The organism is Streptomyces sp. NPDC096132 (assembly GCF_044763345.1).
Lineage (GTDB): Bacteria > Actinomycetota > Actinomycetes > Streptomycetales > Streptomycetaceae > Streptomyces.
Map to the genome: position 1 here is coordinate 178,978 of NZ_JBIWGA010000002.1, position 15,992 is coordinate 194,969.

The 15,992-nt window shown below is 70.3% G+C and carries 18 protein-coding genes; 6 read left to right on the forward strand and 12 right to left on the reverse strand.

The features are described from left to right. Nucleotides 1–138: 138 nt before the first annotated feature. Nucleotides 139–1,362 (reverse strand): MFS transporter, encoded by a 1,224-nt coding sequence (locus tag ACIRF9_RS05205; protein WP_403816590.1) that lies wholly within the window; start codon nucleotides 1,360–1,362, stop codon nucleotides 139–141. Nucleotides 1,363–1,448: 86 nt separating this feature from the next. Here ACIRF9_RS05205 and ACIRF9_RS05210 point away from each other — a divergent pair, with 86 nt between their 5' ends. Next, nucleotides 1,449–2,336, forward strand: coding sequence for a winged helix-turn-helix transcriptional regulator (locus ACIRF9_RS05210; RefSeq protein WP_403816593.1), 888 nt, complete (start codon nucleotides 1,449–1,451; stop codon nucleotides 2,334–2,336). Here ACIRF9_RS05210 and ACIRF9_RS05215 read toward each other — a convergent pair. Further along, nucleotides 2,302–2,862, reverse strand: coding sequence for a TetR/AcrR family transcriptional regulator (locus tag ACIRF9_RS05215; RefSeq protein ID WP_403816596.1), 561 nt, complete (start codon nucleotides 2,860–2,862; stop codon nucleotides 2,302–2,304). The two genes, ACIRF9_RS05210 and ACIRF9_RS05215, sit on opposite strands and share 35 nt — an antisense overlap. Further along, on the reverse strand, nucleotides 2,862–3,182 hold the full coding sequence (locus tag ACIRF9_RS05220; protein WP_403816599.1) for a DMT family transporter: 321 nt from the start codon (nucleotides 3,180–3,182) through the stop codon (nucleotides 2,862–2,864). Before ACIRF9_RS05220 ends, ACIRF9_RS05215 begins: the two co-directional genes overlap by 1 nt. 198 nt (nucleotides 3,183–3,380) lie before the next feature. Between ACIRF9_RS05220 and ACIRF9_RS05225 the strand changes: the two genes are divergently transcribed. Beyond that, nucleotides 3,381–4,238 carry an AbfB domain-containing protein gene (locus ACIRF9_RS05225; RefSeq protein ID WP_403816602.1) on the forward strand — a complete coding sequence of 286 codons (858 nt, stop codon included), beginning with the start codon at nucleotides 3,381–3,383 and terminating at the stop codon, nucleotides 4,236–4,238. A 61-nt stretch (nucleotides 4,239–4,299) separates the two neighbouring features. Here ACIRF9_RS05225 and ACIRF9_RS05230 read toward each other — a convergent pair whose 3' ends face one another. The 8 genes from ACIRF9_RS05230 to ACIRF9_RS05265 are packed head-to-tail and all read right to left on the reverse strand — an operon-like array spanning nucleotide 4,300 to nucleotide 10,851. Beyond that, nucleotides 4,300–4,632 (reverse strand): metal-sulfur cluster assembly factor, encoded by a 333-nt coding sequence (locus tag ACIRF9_RS05230; RefSeq protein ID WP_403816605.1) that lies wholly within the window; start codon nucleotides 4,630–4,632, stop codon nucleotides 4,300–4,302. Then, a complete protein-coding gene (gene sufU / locus ACIRF9_RS05235; RefSeq protein ID WP_403816609.1) occupies nucleotides 4,629–5,096 on the reverse strand; it encodes a Fe-S cluster assembly sulfur transfer protein SufU in 468 nt (155 codons plus the stop codon). Before sufU ends, ACIRF9_RS05230 begins: the two co-directional genes overlap by 4 nt. A gap of 16 nt (nucleotides 5,097–5,112) precedes the next feature. Then, a complete protein-coding gene (locus tag ACIRF9_RS05240) occupies nucleotides 5,113–6,369 on the reverse strand; it encodes a cysteine desulfurase (protein WP_403816612.1) in 1,257 nt (418 codons plus the stop codon). Then, nucleotides 6,366–7,130: a Fe-S cluster assembly ATPase SufC gene (gene sufC / locus ACIRF9_RS05245; protein WP_403816615.1), complete on the reverse strand. Its 765-nt coding sequence runs from the start codon at nucleotides 7,128–7,130 to the stop codon at nucleotides 6,366–6,368. The genes ACIRF9_RS05240 and sufC overlap by 4 nt, the downstream gene beginning before the upstream one ends. Before the next feature lie 7 nt (nucleotides 7,131–7,137). Further along, nucleotides 7,138–7,458 (reverse strand): non-heme iron oxygenase ferredoxin subunit, encoded by a 321-nt coding sequence (locus ACIRF9_RS05250; RefSeq protein WP_403816618.1) that lies wholly within the window; start codon nucleotides 7,456–7,458, stop codon nucleotides 7,138–7,140. After that, a complete protein-coding gene (gene sufD / locus ACIRF9_RS05255; protein WP_403816621.1) occupies nucleotides 7,458–8,639 on the reverse strand; it encodes a Fe-S cluster assembly protein SufD in 1,182 nt (393 codons plus the stop codon). The genes ACIRF9_RS05250 and sufD overlap by 1 nt, the downstream gene beginning before the upstream one ends. Nucleotides 8,640–8,698: 59 nt before the next feature. Further along, complete coding sequence (sufB, locus tag ACIRF9_RS05260) at nucleotides 8,699–10,120, reverse strand: Fe-S cluster assembly protein SufB (protein ID WP_403816624.1); 1,422 nt, start codon at nucleotides 10,118–10,120, stop codon at nucleotides 8,699–8,701. Then, nucleotides 10,117–10,851, reverse strand: coding sequence for a helix-turn-helix transcriptional regulator (locus ACIRF9_RS05265; RefSeq protein ID WP_403816627.1), 735 nt, complete (start codon nucleotides 10,849–10,851; stop codon nucleotides 10,117–10,119). The genes sufB and ACIRF9_RS05265 overlap by 4 nt, the downstream gene beginning before the upstream one ends. Before the next feature lie 173 nt (nucleotides 10,852–11,024). Here ACIRF9_RS05265 and ACIRF9_RS05270 point away from each other — a divergent pair, with 173 nt between their 5' ends. The 4 genes from ACIRF9_RS05270 (at nucleotide 11,025) to ACIRF9_RS05285 (ending at nucleotide 14,696) form a co-directional block, all read left to right on the forward strand. Then, nucleotides 11,025–11,819, forward strand: a complete 795-nt coding sequence (locus ACIRF9_RS05270) for an aminoglycoside N(3)-acetyltransferase (RefSeq protein WP_403816629.1) — start codon at nucleotides 11,025–11,027, stop codon at nucleotides 11,817–11,819. Nucleotides 11,820–11,960: 141 nt separating this feature from the next. Then, nucleotides 11,961–12,884: an ABC transporter ATP-binding protein gene (locus ACIRF9_RS05275; RefSeq protein WP_403816631.1), complete on the forward strand. Its 924-nt coding sequence runs from the start codon at nucleotides 11,961–11,963 to the stop codon at nucleotides 12,882–12,884. A 50-nt stretch (nucleotides 12,885–12,934) separates the two neighbouring features. Next, the gene (locus ACIRF9_RS05280; protein WP_403817923.1) at nucleotides 12,935–13,651 is read left to right on the forward strand and encodes an ABC transporter permease; all 717 of its coding nucleotides are present in this window, start codon (nucleotides 12,935–12,937) and stop codon (nucleotides 13,649–13,651) included. A 34-nt stretch (nucleotides 13,652–13,685) separates the two neighbouring features. Next, on the forward strand, nucleotides 13,686–14,696 hold the full coding sequence (locus ACIRF9_RS05285; RefSeq protein ID WP_403816633.1) for a heme A synthase: 1,011 nt from the start codon (nucleotides 13,686–13,688) through the stop codon (nucleotides 14,694–14,696). Nucleotides 14,697–14,867: 171 nt separating this feature from the next. Here the strand turns inward: ACIRF9_RS05285 and ACIRF9_RS05290 are convergent, their stop codons facing one another. Continuing rightward, nucleotides 14,868–15,974 (reverse strand): amidohydrolase family protein, encoded by a 1,107-nt coding sequence (locus ACIRF9_RS05290; protein ID WP_403816636.1) that lies wholly within the window; start codon nucleotides 15,972–15,974, stop codon nucleotides 14,868–14,870. Between the last annotated feature and the right edge of the window lie 18 nt (nucleotides 15,975–15,992).

The following is a 15,992-nucleotide window of genomic DNA, read 5'->3' on the forward strand; positions in this document are numbered from 1 at the left end:
CAACCCACCACCGCCGACTTCCGGCTCTCCCGAGCCCGCCGCAACCCGCCACCGCCGTCTCCCGGCTCTCCCGAGCCCGCCGCGGCCCGCTTCCGCCGTCGTCCGGCTCTCCCGAGTGCGTGGCTTGCGCGAGACGAGCTACGCGACCGGTTGCGGTCTGCCGTCGTGGCCCGCCTCCGCCGTCTCCCGGCTTTCCCGCTGGTGTGGCTTGCGTGAGGTGGTGAGTAGTACGGCCGTTCCCGCTGTCGCGGCCAGGGTCGCGCACAGGGGCCACAGGGCGGTGGGGGCCGCTTCGTAGAAGGTGCCGCCCAGGGGGGCCGCCAGGACTACGCCGCTGATGGAGACGCCCGCGTACAGGGACTGGAAGCGGCCCTGGACGTGGGGTGGTGCCTCGTCGGCCATGTAGGCGGTGGCCGTTGTCTTGTAGAGCAGTTCGCCGAGGGTGAGGAGGGTCATCATCGCCACGGCCGTGGTGATGTTCGCGCCCAGGAGCAGGGTGGCGTAGCCCGCGGCCACGAGGAGGAGTCCGGTGCCCACGATGCGCAGGGGCGCGTGTCGGCGCAGGGCCAGTGCGGCGGGGAGTTCCAGGCAGAGGAGTACCACGCCGTTGAGGGCGAGCAGGGTGCCGTAGACGCCGGTGTCCATGTGGTGGTCGGCGAGGTAGAGGGGGAACGTCGAGTACTGCTGGCGGTAGACGATGTCGGTCACGAGGATGGCGAGCAGCAGGACGAGGGCAGCCGGGCGGGCGCGCAGGGCAGGCCATACGCCGCCCTTGTCGCGGGGCGGGCGGGTGTGGGGGGTGAGGCGGGCGGGGACGACGCGGGCGGTCCAGGCCGCCATCGCCACGCTGCCCAGGCCTTCGGCCGCGTAGAGCCAGTCGTAGGAGAGTCTGGTCGCCACGAGTGCGCCCAGGACGGGGCCGATGGTGAAGCCGCCGTTGGCCGAGGCGCGGACGAGGGCGAAGGCCTGGCGGCGGGTGTGCTCGGGGACGATCACGGCGACCAGTGCGGAGTTGGCCGCCCGCTGGACGCCGGAGGCGTACTGGGCGAGGGGGAGGGCGAGGAAGAGGGCGGGGGTGGGGAGGAGGGGGACCGTGGCCAGGAGGAGGCCGCTGGTCGCGGCGGCCGTGAGGAGGACGCGGCGGTGCCCCAGGTGGTCGCCGTACCAGCCGCCGGTGAAGTTGCCGGCCATCAGGCCCGCGCCGCCGAGTCCGACCAGCAGGCCCGCCTCGCCGGGGCTCATGCCGCGGGGGCCGGTGAGGTAGAGGAAGAGGAAGACGAAGGTGACGCTGACGATCATGTTGATGAACGTTCCGGCCGCCAGCAGCCACACCGTGCGCGGTAAGTCCCGTAGTCCTCGCACCCGTCCCCCTCGGTTGAGTGAGTTCCTTTTGGGAACTCACTGTGTCAGCATGGCAGCCTCGGGTCAATGGAGAAAGGAGCCCTGCCATGGCCCGCAGGACGAGCCTCGAGGACTCCACCTGTGCCATCGCGCAGGCTCTGGACGTCGTGGGCGACTGGTGGACGCTGCTGATCGTGCGTGACACCGCGCGGGGAGTGCATCGGTTCGACGCGCTGCAACGTGAACTCGGGCTGTCCCGGAAGGTGTTGACCGAGCGGTTGCGTCTGCTGGTGGAGGCGGAGGTGCTGGCGCGGGTGCCGTATCAGGAGCGGCCCGTGCGGTACGAGTACCGGCTCACGCCGAGGGGGCGTGCGCTGCTGCCGGTGCTGGTGGCCCTTCAGGACTGGGGGGACGCGTGGGTGCTGGGGGACGGGGCCACGACCGCTACGGCCGGGGAGGCGTCCGCCGAGGGGCGGCGGGTGCACTCGTTGGTGGGGACGCGGGTTCCGGAGCTGCGACTCGTCGACGACCGGGGGGTGTTGCGGGATCCGGTCGACAGCGGGATGCCGTACACGGTGGTGTACTGCTTTCCGGGTGCCTATGCGCGGGGGGAGTCGTATCCGCCGGGATGGTCGGGCATTCCGGGGACCACGGGGTGCACGCTGGAGTCCTGCACGTACCGGGACCGGCTCGACGAGTTCCGGGCGGCGGGGGCCGAGGTGCACGGGGTGTCCACTCAACGGGCGGACGAGCAGCGGGAGTTCTCGGAGAAGGAGGGGCTCGGGTTTCCGCTGCTGTCGGATGCGGAGCTGTCGTTGATCGGGGCGTTGCGGCTGCCCACGTTCCGGGCGGCGGGGGCGAGCCGGCTCAAGCGGCTGACGCTCGTCGTCGACCGGGAGCGAGTGGTGCGCGACGTGCAGTACCCGGTGACGGACGTGGTGGGGAGCGTGGAGGCGGCGCTCAGCGTGGTGCGGCGGCTCGGGCGGGAGGGATGAGCCGGGACAGGACCTCGCGGGCGTACTCCTCGTCGTAGGGGGTGTCCGTGAGCAGTACCTGAAGGCAGATGCCGTCCATGAGGGCGACCAGGGCACGGGCCGTGTCCGGGTCCGTGCGGCGGGCGAGCAGGGCGGCCAGGTCGTCGGCCCACTCGGCGGCCACCGGGCGCAGGGCGGGGCGGCGCAGGGCCGCCAGATAGAGCTCGTACTCCAGTTCCACGCCGACGCGGTCGCCGGCCAGCCATTCACCCAGCCGGGCGGCCAGTTCGGTGGGCAGGTCGGTGTCGGGGTCGGAGAGGCCGCCGTGGGCCGCGACCACCTTGGCGAAGCCCTCGCTGGCCTGCCGCAGGGCGGCCGTCATGAGGTCGTCGAGGGTGCTGAAGTGGTACGTCGTGGAGCCCAGGGGCACATCCGCCTCGGCCGCCACCGAGCGGTGGGTGAGGCCCGCCAGGCCCTTCGCTCCCACCACGCGGATCGCCGCGTCGATGATGCGCTGGCGGCGTTCGGGGTCGTAGCGGCGGGGCATCAGTGCGCGCCGCCGAGATTCAGGACCACCACTCCGCCGATGATCAGCACGATCCCGGCGATCTTGGTGAGGGTGAGGGTCTCGCCGAAGAGCGCGAGACCGATCACGGCGATGGTGGCGGTGCCGGCCCCGGACCATATCGCGTACGCCGTGCCGATCCCGACGGACTTCAGGGTCTGGGCGAGCAGCACGAACGAGACGGCGTAGCCGGCGGCCGTCAGGAGGGTGGGCCAGAGCTTGCTGAAGCCCTCGCTGTACTTCATGGCGGTGGTCGCGGCCACCTCGGCGGCGATGGCTCCGGAGAGCGTCAGGTATCCCATATGTACGAGCGTACACATGAAAGGGGGTGATGTGTACGCATGTACATAGACAGAGTGCCGACAGCTACGAAAGCGTTATCGAAAGCGCTCACCCAAACGGCTGAACGTGCGCCACAGGTTCCACTACTGTTTCACCGTTCACATACCGGGCCATCGCAGCCGCGGCCGCCGTCAGCAGCGCCGCTGGAGGAACAGCGCATGCCAAAAAACAAGTCCCGGCCACCCCAGGAGCAACCATGGGAGAACGGCTGGGCCCCGGACACCTCCCGGGCTCCCGGAACCCGACGGCTCTGGCTGGCCGGCGCCCTCGCCGTGGCCACCGTCGTCGCCTGCGTGACCGCGATCGTGGTCAACGACCGGGATTCCGAAGGGCGTTCGGACGCGCGTGAGGGGCAGACCCTGTCCGACGACGCGAGCTCCGACGGACTGATCTCGTTCGCCACTCCGTCGGTGAGCGGTTCCCCGTCGGCCTCGACGGCCGGAAAGGGCGACAAGAGCGCTTCCCCGTCCGCCTCTTCATCGGCCTCGGCCTCCGCCTCGGCGTCCGCACAGGACGACGACAGCAGCCCGTCCCCGCACTCCTCGGGCAAGGCCTCGGCCTCCCCCACCAAGAAGCCGTCCGACCCGACGCCGACCAGCTACGAGCGCTCGGTGCAGTCGGTCAACTACCCGGACCGCTACTGGCATCTGAGCAGCGATCAGGTGAAGCTCGACGCGCCGCGCGGCTCGGAGTCCCGCGAGGACTCCACCTTCACCGTGGTCAAGGGGCTGACGGACAGCGCCTGCTTCTCCTTCAAGACGTCCGACGGCAAGTACCTGCGCCACCGCAACTTCGTCCTGCGTGCCGATCGCAACGACGGCTCCTCCCTGTTCCAGCAGGACGCCACCTTCTGCTCCCGCGCCTCCTCCTACTCCGGCGCGGTCATGCTGGAGTCGGTCAACTACCCGGGCCGCTACCTGCGCCACAAGGACTTCCAGATCCGGCTCGACTCGTACCAGAACAGCAGCCTGTTCCAGGCGGACTCGGCCTTCCGGTTCGTGGCCGGGCTGGACTGAGCGGCATACGAAAGCGGCGGCACCCGGTCGGGTGCCGCCGCTCACGTATGTGCCGGTGATCTCAGACGTTGAAGCCCAGCGCGCGCAACTGTTCGCGGCCGTCGTCCGTGATCTTGTCCGGGCCCCACGGGGGCATCCAGACCCAGTTGATGCGCAGTTCGTTGACGAGGCCGTCCGTGGCGGACTTGGCCTGGTCCTCGATGACGTCGGTCAGCGGGCAGGCCGCCGAGGTCAGGGTCATGTCGACGGTGGCGATGTTCGCGTCGTCGATGTGGATGCCGTAGATCAGGCCCAGGTTGACGACATCGATGCCCAGCTCGGGGTCGACGACGTCCATCAGGGCCTCGCGGAGCTCCTCCTCCGAGGCCGGCTTCGTTTCGAGGGTCTCGCTCATGCCGTCTTCCTTTCGGCGTCGGCTCCGGCCAGGGCCTGGGCCGTCGCGTCCTTCCACGCCATCCAGCTGAGGAGGGCGCACTTGACCCGGGCCGGGTACTTGGAGACGCCGGCGAACGCGACCGCGTCCTCCAGCACCTCCTCCATCGCGTCGTCCGGCTCGATGCGGCCCTTGGACTGCATCAGCTCCAGGAAGGTCTCCTGGATCTTCTGCGCGTCCGCGAGGTCCTTGCCGACCAGGAGTTCGTTCAGGACGGACGCACTGGCCTGGCTGATGGAACAGCCCTGGCCCTCGTACGAGACGTCCTCGATCTTCGTGCCGTCGTACTTCACGCGGAGGGTGATCTCGTCACCGCACGTCGGGTTGACGTGGTGCACCTCGGCGTCGCCATCGCGCAGACCACGCCCGTGCGGGTTCTTGTAGTGGTCCAGGATGACTTCCTGGTACATGGAGTCCAGCTTCACCTTTTCAGCACGCCCCTCAGCCGAAGAAGTTCCGTACGTGCTCCAGGCCGTCGACCAGTGCGTCGATCTCGGCCGGCGTGGAGTACAGATAGAACGACGCTCGCGTGGTCGCGGGAATTCCGTACCGGAGGCAGACCGGGCGGGCGCAGTGGTGGCCCACCCGCACCGCGATGCCCTGCTCGTCCAGTACCTGGCCCACGTCGTGCGGGTGGATGTCGCCCAGCGTGAAGGAGATCGCGGCGCCCCGGTCCTCTGCCGTGGTCGGGCCGATGATCCGCAGGTCCGGGACCTCGCTCAGCCGCTTCACCGCGTACTCGGTGAGCGCGTGCTCATGGGCGAGGATCTTGTCCATGCCGATCGACTGGAGGTAGTCGATCGCCGCCCCGAGGCCGACCGCCTGGGCGATCGGCGGGGTGCCCGCCTCGAACTTGTGGGGGGCCGGCGCGTAGGTCGAGGAGTGCATCGACACCGTCTCGATCATCTCGCCGCCGCCGAGGAACGGAGGCAGGTCCTCCAGGAGCTCCTGGCGGCCCCAGAGGACGCCGATGCCCGTCGGGCCGCACATCTTGTGGCCGGTGAAGGCCACGAAGTCGGCCTGGAGGGCCTGTACGTCCAGCGGCATGTGGGGTGCCGCCTGGGAGGCGTCGATCAGGACCAGGGCGCCGACCTCCTGGGCGCGGCGCACTATCGCCTCGACCGGGTTGACCGTGCCCAGGATGTTGGAGACCAGCACGAAGGAGACGATCTTCGTCTTCTCGGTGATGACCTCGTCGATGTTGGACAGGTCGAGGCGGCCGTCGTCGGTGAGGCCGAACCACTTCAGCTTCGCGCCGGTGCGCTGCGACAGCAGCTGCCACGGCACGATGTTGGAGTGGTGCTCCATCTCCGTGATGACGATCTCGGTCTCGCGGTCCACCCGGTAGGGCTCGTCGGCCCAGCCGAGCATGTTCGCCACAAGGTTCAGCGATTCGGAGGCGTTCTTGGTGAAGATCACCTCGTCGCGGCTCGGCGCGTTGATGAACGCGGCGACCTTGTCACGCGCGCCCTCGTACAGCGCCGTGGCCTCCTCGGCGAGCACATGCACACCGCGGTGGACGTTGGCGTTGTAGCGCTCGTAGTACTCGCTCAGGGCGTCCAGCACCTGGCGCGGCTTCTGCGAGGTCGCCGCGTTGTCCAGGTACACGAGCTTCTTGCCGTCGTGGACCAGCCGGTCCAGGACGGGGAAGTCCTTGCGGATCGCCTCGGTGTCGAGGAGGCCCGGCAGCTGTGTCACTCGGATGCGCCACCCTTCGTGTACGCCTCGTAGCCCTCGTCCTCCAGCTTGTCGGCGAGCTCGGCACCGCCGGACTCGACGATGCGACCGCCGGAGAAGACGTGGACGTAGTCGGGCTTGATGTAGCGCAGGATGCGCGTGTAGTGCGTGATCAGCAGGGTGCCGACCTCGCCGGTCTCGCGGACGCGGTTGACGCCCTCGGAGACGATGCGAAGGGCGTCGACGTCCAGACCGGAGTCCGTCTCGTCGAGGATCGCGACCTTCGGCTTGAGCAGTTCGAGCTGGAGGATCTCGTGACGCTTCTTCTCACCGCCGGAGAAGCCCTCGTTGACGTTGCGCTCGGCGAAGGAGGGGTCCATGTTGAGGCGCTCCATGGCCTCCTTGACCTCCTTCACCCAGGTGCGCAGCTTGGGGGCCTCGCCGCGGATGGCGGTGGCGGAGGTACGCAGGAAGTTGGAGACCGAGACGCCGGGGACCTCGACCGGGTACTGCATCGCCAGGAACAGACCCGCGCGGGCGCGCTCGTCGACGGACATCTCCAGGACGTCCTCGCCGTCGAGCAGCACGGTGCCGCCGGTGATCGTGTACTTGGGGTGACCCGCGAGCGAGTAGGCGAGGGTCGACTTGCCGGAGCCGTTGGGGCCCATGATGGCGTGCGTCTCGCCCTGCTTCACGGTGAGGTCGACGCCCTTGAGGATCTCCTTCGTGGCGTTGTCGGCCTCGACGGTGACGTGCAGGTCTCGGATTTCAAGCGTTGCCATGGTGGCCTCAGGACTCCTGGGTGAGGGAGACGAGCACGTCGTCCCCTTCGATCTTTACGGGGTATACGGGGACGGGGCGCGTCGCGGGAAGGCCGGACGGCTTGCCGGTGCGGAGGTCGAACGCGGAGCCGTGCAGCCAGCACTCGATCTGGCAGTCCTCCACCTCGCCCTCGGAGAGCGAGACGTTCGCGTGGGAGCAGATGTCGTAGATGGCGAACACCTCTCCCTCCGTCCGGACGACCGAGACCGGCGTGCCGTCGAGTTCCACCCGCTTCGGGGTGTCCTCCTCCAGCTCGCTGAGGCCGCAGACGCGTACGAAGGGGGCCATCAGACGGTGGCCTCCAGCTCGGTCTCGATCTTGGCGAGCAGACGCTCCTCGATGTCCGGGACACCGATCTGCTGGACCAGCTCGGCGAAGAAGCCGCGGACCACCAGACGGCGGGCCTCGTCGGCCGGGATGCCGCGGGCCATCAGGTAGAACAGCTGCTCGTCGTCGAACCGGCCGGTGGCGGAGGCGTGGCCGGCGCCGACGATCTCGCCGGTCTCGATCTCCAGGTTCGGCACCGAGTCGACGCGCGCGCCGTCCGTGAGGACCAGGTTGCGGTTCATCTCGTAGGTGTCGGTGCCCTCGGCCTTGGCCTCGATCAGCACGTCGCCGATCCACACCGCGTGCGCGTCGTCGCCCTGGAGGGCGCCCTTGTAGACGACGTTGGACTTGCAGTGCGGGACGTTGTGGTCGACCAGCAGGCGGTGCTCCTGGTGCTGGCCGGCGTCGGTGAAGTACAGGCCGAACAGCTCGGCCTCGCCGCCGGTGCCCGCGTACTGCACGCGCGGGTGGAGGCGGACGAGGTCGCCGCCGAAGGTGACGACCACGGACTTGAAGCTCGCGTCCCGGCCGACCAGCGCGTTGTGCTGGGCCACGTGCACGGCCTTGTCGTCCCAGTCCTGGACGGAGACGACGGTGAGCTTGGCGCCGTCGCCCAGGACGTAGTCGACGTTGGCGGCCACGACGGCGTCACCGGTGTGGTCGATGACGACGACGGCCTCGGCGAAGGCACCCAGCTCGATCACCTGCTGGGCGAAGGACGTGCCGCCCTCGCCGTGGACGGCGATCCGGATCGGCTCGGTGAGGACCGTCTCCTTGGGGACGGTGATCACGCCGGCCTTCTCGAACGCCGAGTAGGCCTGGGCGGCGACCCGGTCCACGGGGGTGCCCGCCTTGCCGAGGCGCGGGTCGTCGCGGTCGACGAGCTCGACGGTGACGCCCTCGGGGGCCTCGACGGCGACCTTGACGCCCTCGCCGGTGGCGACGGCGGTGCCGTCGTGCAGACCGCGCAGGCGCTCCAGCGGGGTGAACCGCCACTCCTCCTCACGGCCGTGCGGGACCGGGAAGTCCGCGACGTCGAAGGACGGGGGCGCGCTCATGCGCGTGGCGACGGTCGACTCGGCGGCGACCGCGATCGCGCCGGCGGTGGTGGACCCCACCGGGATGTTCTGAGCCTCAGCCATGGCTGTCGGTTTGCTCTCTTCCTACGTCAGAAATCTGCGTGCTGCCTTCAGGGCGGGCGTCAGCCGACCGCGCCTTCCATCTGCAGCTCGATCAGCCGGTTGAGCTCCAGCGCGTACTCCATCGGCAGCTCCTTCGCGATGGGCTCGACGAAGCCGCGCACGATCATCGCCATCGCCTCGAACTCGCTCAGACCACGGCTCATCAGGTAGAAGAGCTGGTCCTCGGAGACCTTGGAGACGGTCGCCTCGTGGCCCATGGACACGTCGTCCTCGCGGACGTCCACGTAGGGGTACGTGTCGGAGCGGGAGATGGTGTCGACGAGCAGCGCGTCGCACAGCACGTTGGACTTCGAGCCGTGGGCGCCCTCGCCGATCTCGACGAGACCGCGGTAGGACGTACGGCCGCCACCGCGCGCCACCGACTTGGAGACGATGTTGGAGGAGGTGTTCGGCGCCATGTGGACCATCTTGGAGCCGGCGTCCTGGTGCTGCCCCTCGCCCGCGAAGGCGATGGAGAGGGTCTCGCCCTTGGCGTGCTCGCCCATGAGGTAGACGGCCGGGTACTTCATCGTCACCTTGGAGCCGATGTTGCCGTCGATCCACTCCATGGTCGCGCCCTCGTAGGCGACGGCGCGCTTGGTGACCAGGTTGTAGACGTTGTTCGACCAGTTCTGGATGGTCGTGTAGCGGCAGCGGGCGTTCTTCTTGACGATGATCTCGACGACCGCGCTGTGCAGCGAGTCCGACTTGTAGATCGGGGCGGTACAGCCCTCGACGTAGTGCACGTAGGCACCCTCGTCGACGATGATCAGGGTCCGCTCGAACTGGCCCATGTTCTCCGTGTTGATCCGGAAGTAGGCCTGGAGCGGGATCTCGACGTGCACGCCCTTCGGGACGTAGATGAACGACCCGCCGGACCACACGGCGGTGTTCAGCGCGGCGAACTTGTTGTCACCGGCGGGGATGACGGTCCCGAAGTACTCCTTGAAGAGCTCCGGGTGCTCCTTCAGCGCGGTGTCGGTGTCGAGGAAGATGACGCCCTGCTCCTCCAGGTCCTCGCGGATCTGGTGGTAGACGACCTCCGACTCGTACTGGGCGGCGACACCGGCGACGAGACGCTGCTTCTCCGCCTCCGGGATGCCCAGCTTGTCGTAGGTGTTCTTGATGTCCTCGGGCAGGTCCTCCCAGGACTCCGCCTGCTTCTCCGTGGAGCGCACGAAGTACTTGATGTTGTCGAAGTCGATGCCCGAGAGGTCCGAGCCCCAGCTCGGCATGGGCTTCTTCCCGAAGAGCTTCAGGCCCTTGAGACGCAGCTTGGTCATCCACTCCGGCTCGGACTTCTTCGAGGAGATGTCCTTGACGACGTCCTCGTTGATGCCGCGCCGCGCAGAGGCACCGGCGGTGTCGGAGTCGGCCCAGCCGTATTCGTACTTGCCCAGACCCTCGAGTTCGGGGTGGGCAGTCTCCGTGGGGAGAGTCATGCGGGGTTCCTCCCGGCCGTGCTTGCAGATGCGTTGTGGGAAATCTTGGGGATGAACGTCGTGCAGACCCCGTCGCCGTGGGCGATGGTGGCCAGCCGCTGGACGTGCGTTCCGAGCAGCTTGGAGAAGACCTCGGTCTCGGCCTCGCAGAGCTGTGGGAACTTCTCCGCCACATGGGCGACCGGGCAGTGGTGCTGACACAGCTGCTCGCCGACCGGTGCGCTGCGCGCCGTAGCAGCGTACCCGTCCGCGCTCAGGGCCCTGGCGAGGGCTTCGGTGCGCTCCTCGGGGGCGGCGGCCTCGACGGCCTCGCGGTAGGCGGCGGCCTGCTCGGCGATCCGGGCGCGGGCGAAGGCGACGACCGCCTCGTCCCCGCCGAAGCGTTCCTGGATCCAGCGCAGGGCGTCCGCGGCGAGCTTGTCGTAGGACTGGTCGAAGGCGTCACGGCCGCAGTCGGTGAGGGCGAAGACCTTGGCGGGGCGTCCGCGGGTCCGCGCTCCGTACACCCGCTGCTCGCGGGCCTGTACGACGTCGTCGGCGACCAGTGCGTCGAGGTGGCGGCGTACGGCGGCGGGGGTGAGCCCCAGCCGGTCGGCCAGCTCGGCGACGGTCGACGGCCCGTGGTCCAGGATGGACCGCGCGACCCGGTTGCGCGTCGAGCGCTCCCCGGTCGCGAGCTCCTCCTGCGGGGTCCCCCTGGGGGTCTCCCGAGCCTCGCCGACGTTTTTCACAACGCCATTGTTGCGTAATTCCTCAGAGGCAGGCAAGCCGCGTCCGGTCCGCCCGACGGTGCCCTGCGTCACTTAGGCATACCTAATCTGACCTGCGGAAACGATCATTGATCGATCAAACGCCCGATAAAACCGGTGGCCCTCCACTCCCCCTCCCGGGACACTGCACAACCATGCCCACACCCCCTCCGACCGGCCCACTTGTCACCCGGGAGACCCTCGCGGCCCAGCTGCGCCATCTGGGTGTCGAACCGGGAGAAACCCTCCTCGTCCACTCCTCCCTCAGCTCGCTCGGCTGGGTCTGCGGAGGCGCCGTCGCGGTCGTCCAGGGACTGCGCGACGCCCTCGGCCCGGACGGCACGCTCGTGGTCCCGACGCAGTCCGGGGACCTGTCCGATCCGGCGGTGTGGAGCAATCCGCCGGTGCCCGAGGAGTGGTGGGAGACGATCCGCGCCACCATGCCCGCCTACGACCCCCTCGTCACCCCCAGCCAAGGGCTCGGGGTGATCCCGGAGACCGTGCGCACCTGGCCCGGCGCCCTGCGCAGCGCGCACCCGCAGACCTCCTTCGCGGCACTCGGGGCACGCGCGGCGGAGATCGTCGAGGGGCACGCCCCCGACTGCCGGCTGGGTGAGCGCAGCCCGCTGGCCCGGCTGGAGAAGGCGGGGGCGCGGGTGCTGCTCCTCGGCGCGGGATACGACACCTGCACCAGCTTCCACCTCGCCGAGTACCGGATCCCCGCCCCGCTGGTGGAGGTGGCCCGGCCCGGGCCGGGCGGCTGGGAGGTGGTGACCGAGGTGTCGATCGACTCCGACCGCTTCGACGAGCTGGGCCACGACTTCGAACGGGACCGTCCCGTCGTACGGGGGAAGGTGGGCGCGGCCGAGGCACGCCTGTTCCCGGTCGCGGACGCCGTGGCCTACGCCGAGCGGTGGCTGGCGATCCACCGGCCCCGGGACGAGGAGTGACCGGGGTGGTCACGCCGACATCCGCCGTCCCGTCCGCCGGAGCGCGTGGCCGGTTCCCGTACCCTCCCCCACTCTCGGCTCCGCTCGAGCGGGGGCACCCCCACGTCTGAGCCCCCACCGGCGAACCTAGACTCTGGACCCATGCGAACTGAGCCTGTCGTCCGGGTCCAGGCCCTGGTGAAGCGGTACGGGACGAAAACCGCGGTGGACGGCCTCGACCTGACGGCCCGGGCGGGCGTCACCGCCGTCCTCGGTCCCAACGGCGCCGGCAAGACGACCACGATCGAGACCTGCGAGGGGTACCTCCGGCCGGACTCCGGCAGCGTGCACGTCCTTGGCCTCGACCCGGTGAGACAGGCCTCCGCGCTGCGCCCCCGGATCGGTGTGATGCTGCAGTCCGGGGGCGTCTACTCGGGTGCGCGCGCCGACGAGATGCTGCGGCACGTCGCGAAGCTGCACGCGCGTCCGCTGGACGTGGACGCGCTGATCGAGCGGCTCGGGCTCGGCTCCTGCGGCCGGACGACGTACCGCCGTCTCTCCGGCGGCCAGCAGCAGCGTCTCGCGCTGGCGATGGCCGTGGTCGGCCGCCCGGAACTGGTGTTCCTGGACGAGCCCACCGCCGGCCTCGACCCGCAGGCCCGCCGCGCCACCTGGGACCTGGTCCGCGACCTGCGCGCGGACGGCGTCTCGGTCATCCTGACCACCCACTACATGGACGAGGCCGAGCAGCTCGCTGACGACGTGGCGATCATCGACGCGGGCCGGGTCATCGCCCACGGCTCCCCCGAGGAACTGTGCCGCGGCGGCGCGGAGAACACCCTGCGCTTCACCGGCCGCCCCGGCCTCGACGTCAATTCCCTGCTCAAGGCCCTGCCCGCCGACTCCTCCGCCGACGAGCTGACGCCGGGCTCGTACCGGGTCATGGGCAAGGTCGACCCGCAGCTGCTGGCGACGGTCACCTCGTGGTGCGCGCAGCACGGGGTGATGCCGGACCGCATCTCGGTGGAGCGCCACACCCTGGAGGACGTCTTCCTCGAACTGACCGGCAAGGAGCTGCGCTCGTGACCGCCACTGGCACCTACACCCCCGAGCCGGGCGCGGCGCCCCTCCCCCGCATGATCGCGGCGCAGGCGGCGCTGGAGACGAGGATGCTCCTGCGCAACGGCGAGCAGCTGCTGCTCACCGTGGTGATCCCGACGTTGCTCCTGGTCCTGTTCAGCAGCGTGGACATCGTCGACACCGGGGCGGGCGAGGCGGTGGACTTCCTCGCCCCCGGCATCCTGGCGCTCGCGGTGATGTCCACGGCCTTCACCGGCCAGGCCATCGCGACGGGCTTCGAGCGCCGGTACGGCGTGCTGAAGCGGCTGGCGTCCTCCCCGCTGCCCCGCTGGGGGCTGATGGCGGCGAAGACCGCGTCCGTGCTGGTCACGGAGGTCCTCCAGGTGGTCCTCCTGACGGTGATCGCCTTCGCGCTGGGCTGGAACCCGCACGGCAACCCCCTCGCCGTCCTGCTCCTCCTCGTCCTCGGCACGGCGGCCTTCTCCGGCCTCGGTCTGCTGATGGCGGGCACCCTGAAGGCGGAGGCGACCCTGGCCGCCGCCAATCTGGTCTTCCTGCTGCTGCTCGTGGGCGGCGGGGTCATCGTCCCCCTGGACAAGTTCCCGTCCGCCGCCCAGGACGTCCTCGGCCTGCTGCCCATCTCGGCGCTGTCCGACGGCCTGCGCGACGTCCTCCAGCACGGCGCGGGCATGCCGTGGGGCGACCTGGGGATCCTGGCGGTGTGGGCCGTGGCCGGCCTCGCGGCGGCCGGGCGGTTCTTCCGCTGGGAGTGACCCTCGTGAAAGCGTGCACAAGCAGCCGCCTACGATGGTGGGCGTGCCAAACGTGACCCGTGCCGACGCCGTAGCCGCCGTGCGCAACCCGCTCGCCTTCATCGCCGCACGCTGGACCCCCGCTCCGCGGACGGTTCGGCGGGCGGCTCTCTCCGCGCTCGTGATGTCGGTGGTCATCGTGGTCACCGGCGGTGCGGTGCGGCTCACCGGCTCCGGGCTCGGCTGCCCGACCTGGCCCAAGTGCACCGACGACTCGCTGACCGCGACCAGTGCGATGGGCTTCCACGGTGCCATCGAGTTCGGCAACCGCATGCTGACGTACGTGCTGTGCGCGGCGGTCGGCTGGGCGATCATCGCCGCGCGGTCCGAGAAGCCGCGGCGTACGGGGCTGACCCGGCTGGGGTGGGCGCAGTTCTGGCTGGTGATGGGCAACGCGGTCCTCGGCGGGATCGTGGTGCTGGTCGGCCTCAACCCCTACACGGTCGCGGCGCACTTCCTGCTCGCCTCGGCGCTGATCGCGGTCGCCGCGGTGATGTGGCAGCGCACCCGGGAGGGCGACGGGCAGCCCCGGCCGCTGGTCGGCAAGCCGGTGCAGCAACTGGTGTGGTTCCTGGTCGCCGCCTCGGCGCTGCTGATCGCCGTCGGCACCGTGGTGACCGGCGCGGGCCCGCACGCGGGTGACTCCAGCGAGGTCGAGCGGATGCCGCTGGACTGGGAGACCGTGGCCAAGCTGCACGCCGTGCTCGCGTGGATCGTGGTGACGCTGACCTTCGCCCTGTGGTTCATCCTCAAGGCGGTCGACGCCCCGAAGGGCCCGCTGAACCGCACCCGGGAGCTGTTCCTGGTGCTGCTCGCGCAGGGCGTCATCGGGTACGTCCAGTACTTCACGAACCTGCCCGAGGTCCTGGTCGGCCTGCACATGCTCGGGTCGGCCCTGGTGTGGATCTGGGTGCTGCTGGTGCTGCTGGCGCTGCGCGAGCGCCCGGCGACGACGGTCGATCTGCCCGGCCCGGCGGCGGAGACGACGGTCGGCTCGAACGCCTAGGCGCGTTCACCCCGGCCCGTTCACCCCGCCCGTTGACCCCGGCCCGTTCACCCCGCCCGTTGACCCCGGCCCGTTCACCCGGCCCGTTCCCGCCGGAGGCGTTCACCCCGGCCCGTTGACCCCGGCCCGTTCCCGCCGGAGGCGTTCACGCGCCGTAGTCCCCACCGGCGCTCACCCCAGCCCGTACACCCTCCGCGCGTTCCCCGCCGCGATCATCCCCGCCACCCGCTGGGCGTCCGTCAGGGACCACGCGCCCTCGGCCACCCAGCCGCCCAGCACCCGTCCGAGGGACTCGCGGAACAGCCGGGCGCCCACGACGTGCAGTTCGGGCAGGGCCTGGGCGCCGCTGGAGAAGAGGATCTTGCCGAAGGGGGCCAGTTCCAGGATCTCCGCGAGGACGGTCGCGGCGCGGGCGCCGGTGCGGACGAGCGCGGCGCCGGAGTCGGCGTACACGTGCGGGAAGACACCGGCGAGATGGGCGGCGTGGCGGTGGTAGGGGTAGCCGTGCAGCAGGACCAGGTCGGTGCCGAGGCCGGCCGTGGCGCGGACGAAGTCCGTGAGCAGCACGGGATCGGTGCGGTCGATGCGCAGGCCGGGCTCGCCCAGCCCGGCGTGCAGTTGGAGGGGCAGTCCCGAGGCGACGGCGATCCACAGCAGGTGCCGTAGCAGGACGGGGTCGCTCAGCGCGCCGCCGACCCGGCGGGCGGCCAGCCAGCGGCCCGCCGCGCCCCGCACCTCTCCCGGGCCGGGCGGCTCGGGTGCCAGCGCGAGGCCGTGCCGGACGCCGGCGACGGAGGTGAAGGCGACGGCGTTCCCGGCGGCCACGTGGACCGCCTCGGCGAGGTTGGCGAGGAAGGACTCGACGGTGCCGGAGGTGTCGGCGACCTGCTCGGCGAGCAGTTCCAGGCGTACGATCTCGCGCGCCTCGGCGGCTCCGGCCGAGGCCAGCTCGTCCGGGCCGGTGAGGTCGCCGGGCAGCCCGGTGTCGACGAGATAGGTCGTGATGCCGCTGCCGCGCAGCAGTCTGCGTCCCGATTCCAGTACGCCGAGTTCACGGCGCCGGGCGAGATAGCGGGCCGGCGGGCAGTGCGGTTCCAGGCCGAGCAGCGGCGGGCACCAGCGGCGTACGGCGAACCCTGTCTGGGTGTCGAAGAGGGTCGTGCCGGGGGCGGGCGGCCCCTCGGTACGGGCCAGCTGGGTCTCGAAGGTGCCGAGACCCAGCTCCGTTCTCAGGACGCCGTGGCAGTACTGGTCCACCAGGGACGGCGTTTCGATCATCGGGACTCCCGTGACTGG

What these genes read in the sequence shown, in the direction of transcription:
- ACIRF9_RS05210 (WP_403816593.1), top strand. Translation starts at nt 1,449, where the DNA reads ATGGCCCGCAGGACGAGCCTCGAGGACTCCACCTGTGCCATCGCGCAG.
- ACIRF9_RS05215 (WP_403816596.1), bottom strand. Translation starts at nt 2,862, where the DNA reads ATGCCCCGCCGCTACGACCCCGAACGCCGCCAGCGCATCATCGACGCG.
- ACIRF9_RS05220 (WP_403816599.1), bottom strand. Translation starts at nt 3,182, where the DNA reads ATGGGATACCTGACGCTCTCCGGAGCCATCGCCGCCGAGGTGGCCGCG.
- ACIRF9_RS05225 (WP_403816602.1), top strand. Translation starts at nt 3,381, where the DNA reads ATGCCAAAAAACAAGTCCCGGCCACCCCAGGAGCAACCATGGGAGAAC.
- ACIRF9_RS05230 (WP_403816605.1), bottom strand. Translation starts at nt 4,632, where the DNA reads ATGAGCGAGACCCTCGAAACGAAGCCGGCCTCGGAGGAGGAGCTCCGC.
- sufC (WP_403816615.1), bottom strand. Translation starts at nt 7,130, where the DNA reads ATGGCAACGCTTGAAATCCGAGACCTGCACGTCACCGTCGAGGCCGAC.
- ACIRF9_RS05250 (WP_403816618.1), bottom strand. Translation starts at nt 7,458, where the DNA reads ATGGCCCCCTTCGTACGCGTCTGCGGCCTCAGCGAGCTGGAGGAGGAC.
- sufD (WP_403816621.1), bottom strand. Translation starts at nt 8,639, where the DNA reads ATGGCTGAGGCTCAGAACATCCCGGTGGGGTCCACCACCGCCGGCGCG.
- sufB (WP_403816624.1), bottom strand. Translation starts at nt 10,120, where the DNA reads ATGACTCTCCCCACGGAGACTGCCCACCCCGAACTCGAGGGTCTGGGC.
- ACIRF9_RS05270 (WP_403816629.1), top strand. Translation starts at nt 11,025, where the DNA reads ATGCCCACACCCCCTCCGACCGGCCCACTTGTCACCCGGGAGACCCTC.
- ACIRF9_RS05275 (WP_403816631.1), top strand. Translation starts at nt 11,961, where the DNA reads ATGCGAACTGAGCCTGTCGTCCGGGTCCAGGCCCTGGTGAAGCGGTAC.
- ACIRF9_RS05280 (WP_403817923.1), top strand. Translation starts at nt 12,935, where the DNA reads ATGATCGCGGCGCAGGCGGCGCTGGAGACGAGGATGCTCCTGCGCAAC.
- ACIRF9_RS05285 (WP_403816633.1), top strand. Translation starts at nt 13,686, where the DNA reads ATGGTGGGCGTGCCAAACGTGACCCGTGCCGACGCCGTAGCCGCCGTG.
- ACIRF9_RS05290 (WP_403816636.1), bottom strand. Translation starts at nt 15,974, where the DNA reads ATGATCGAAACGCCGTCCCTGGTGGACCAGTACTGCCACGGCGTCCTG.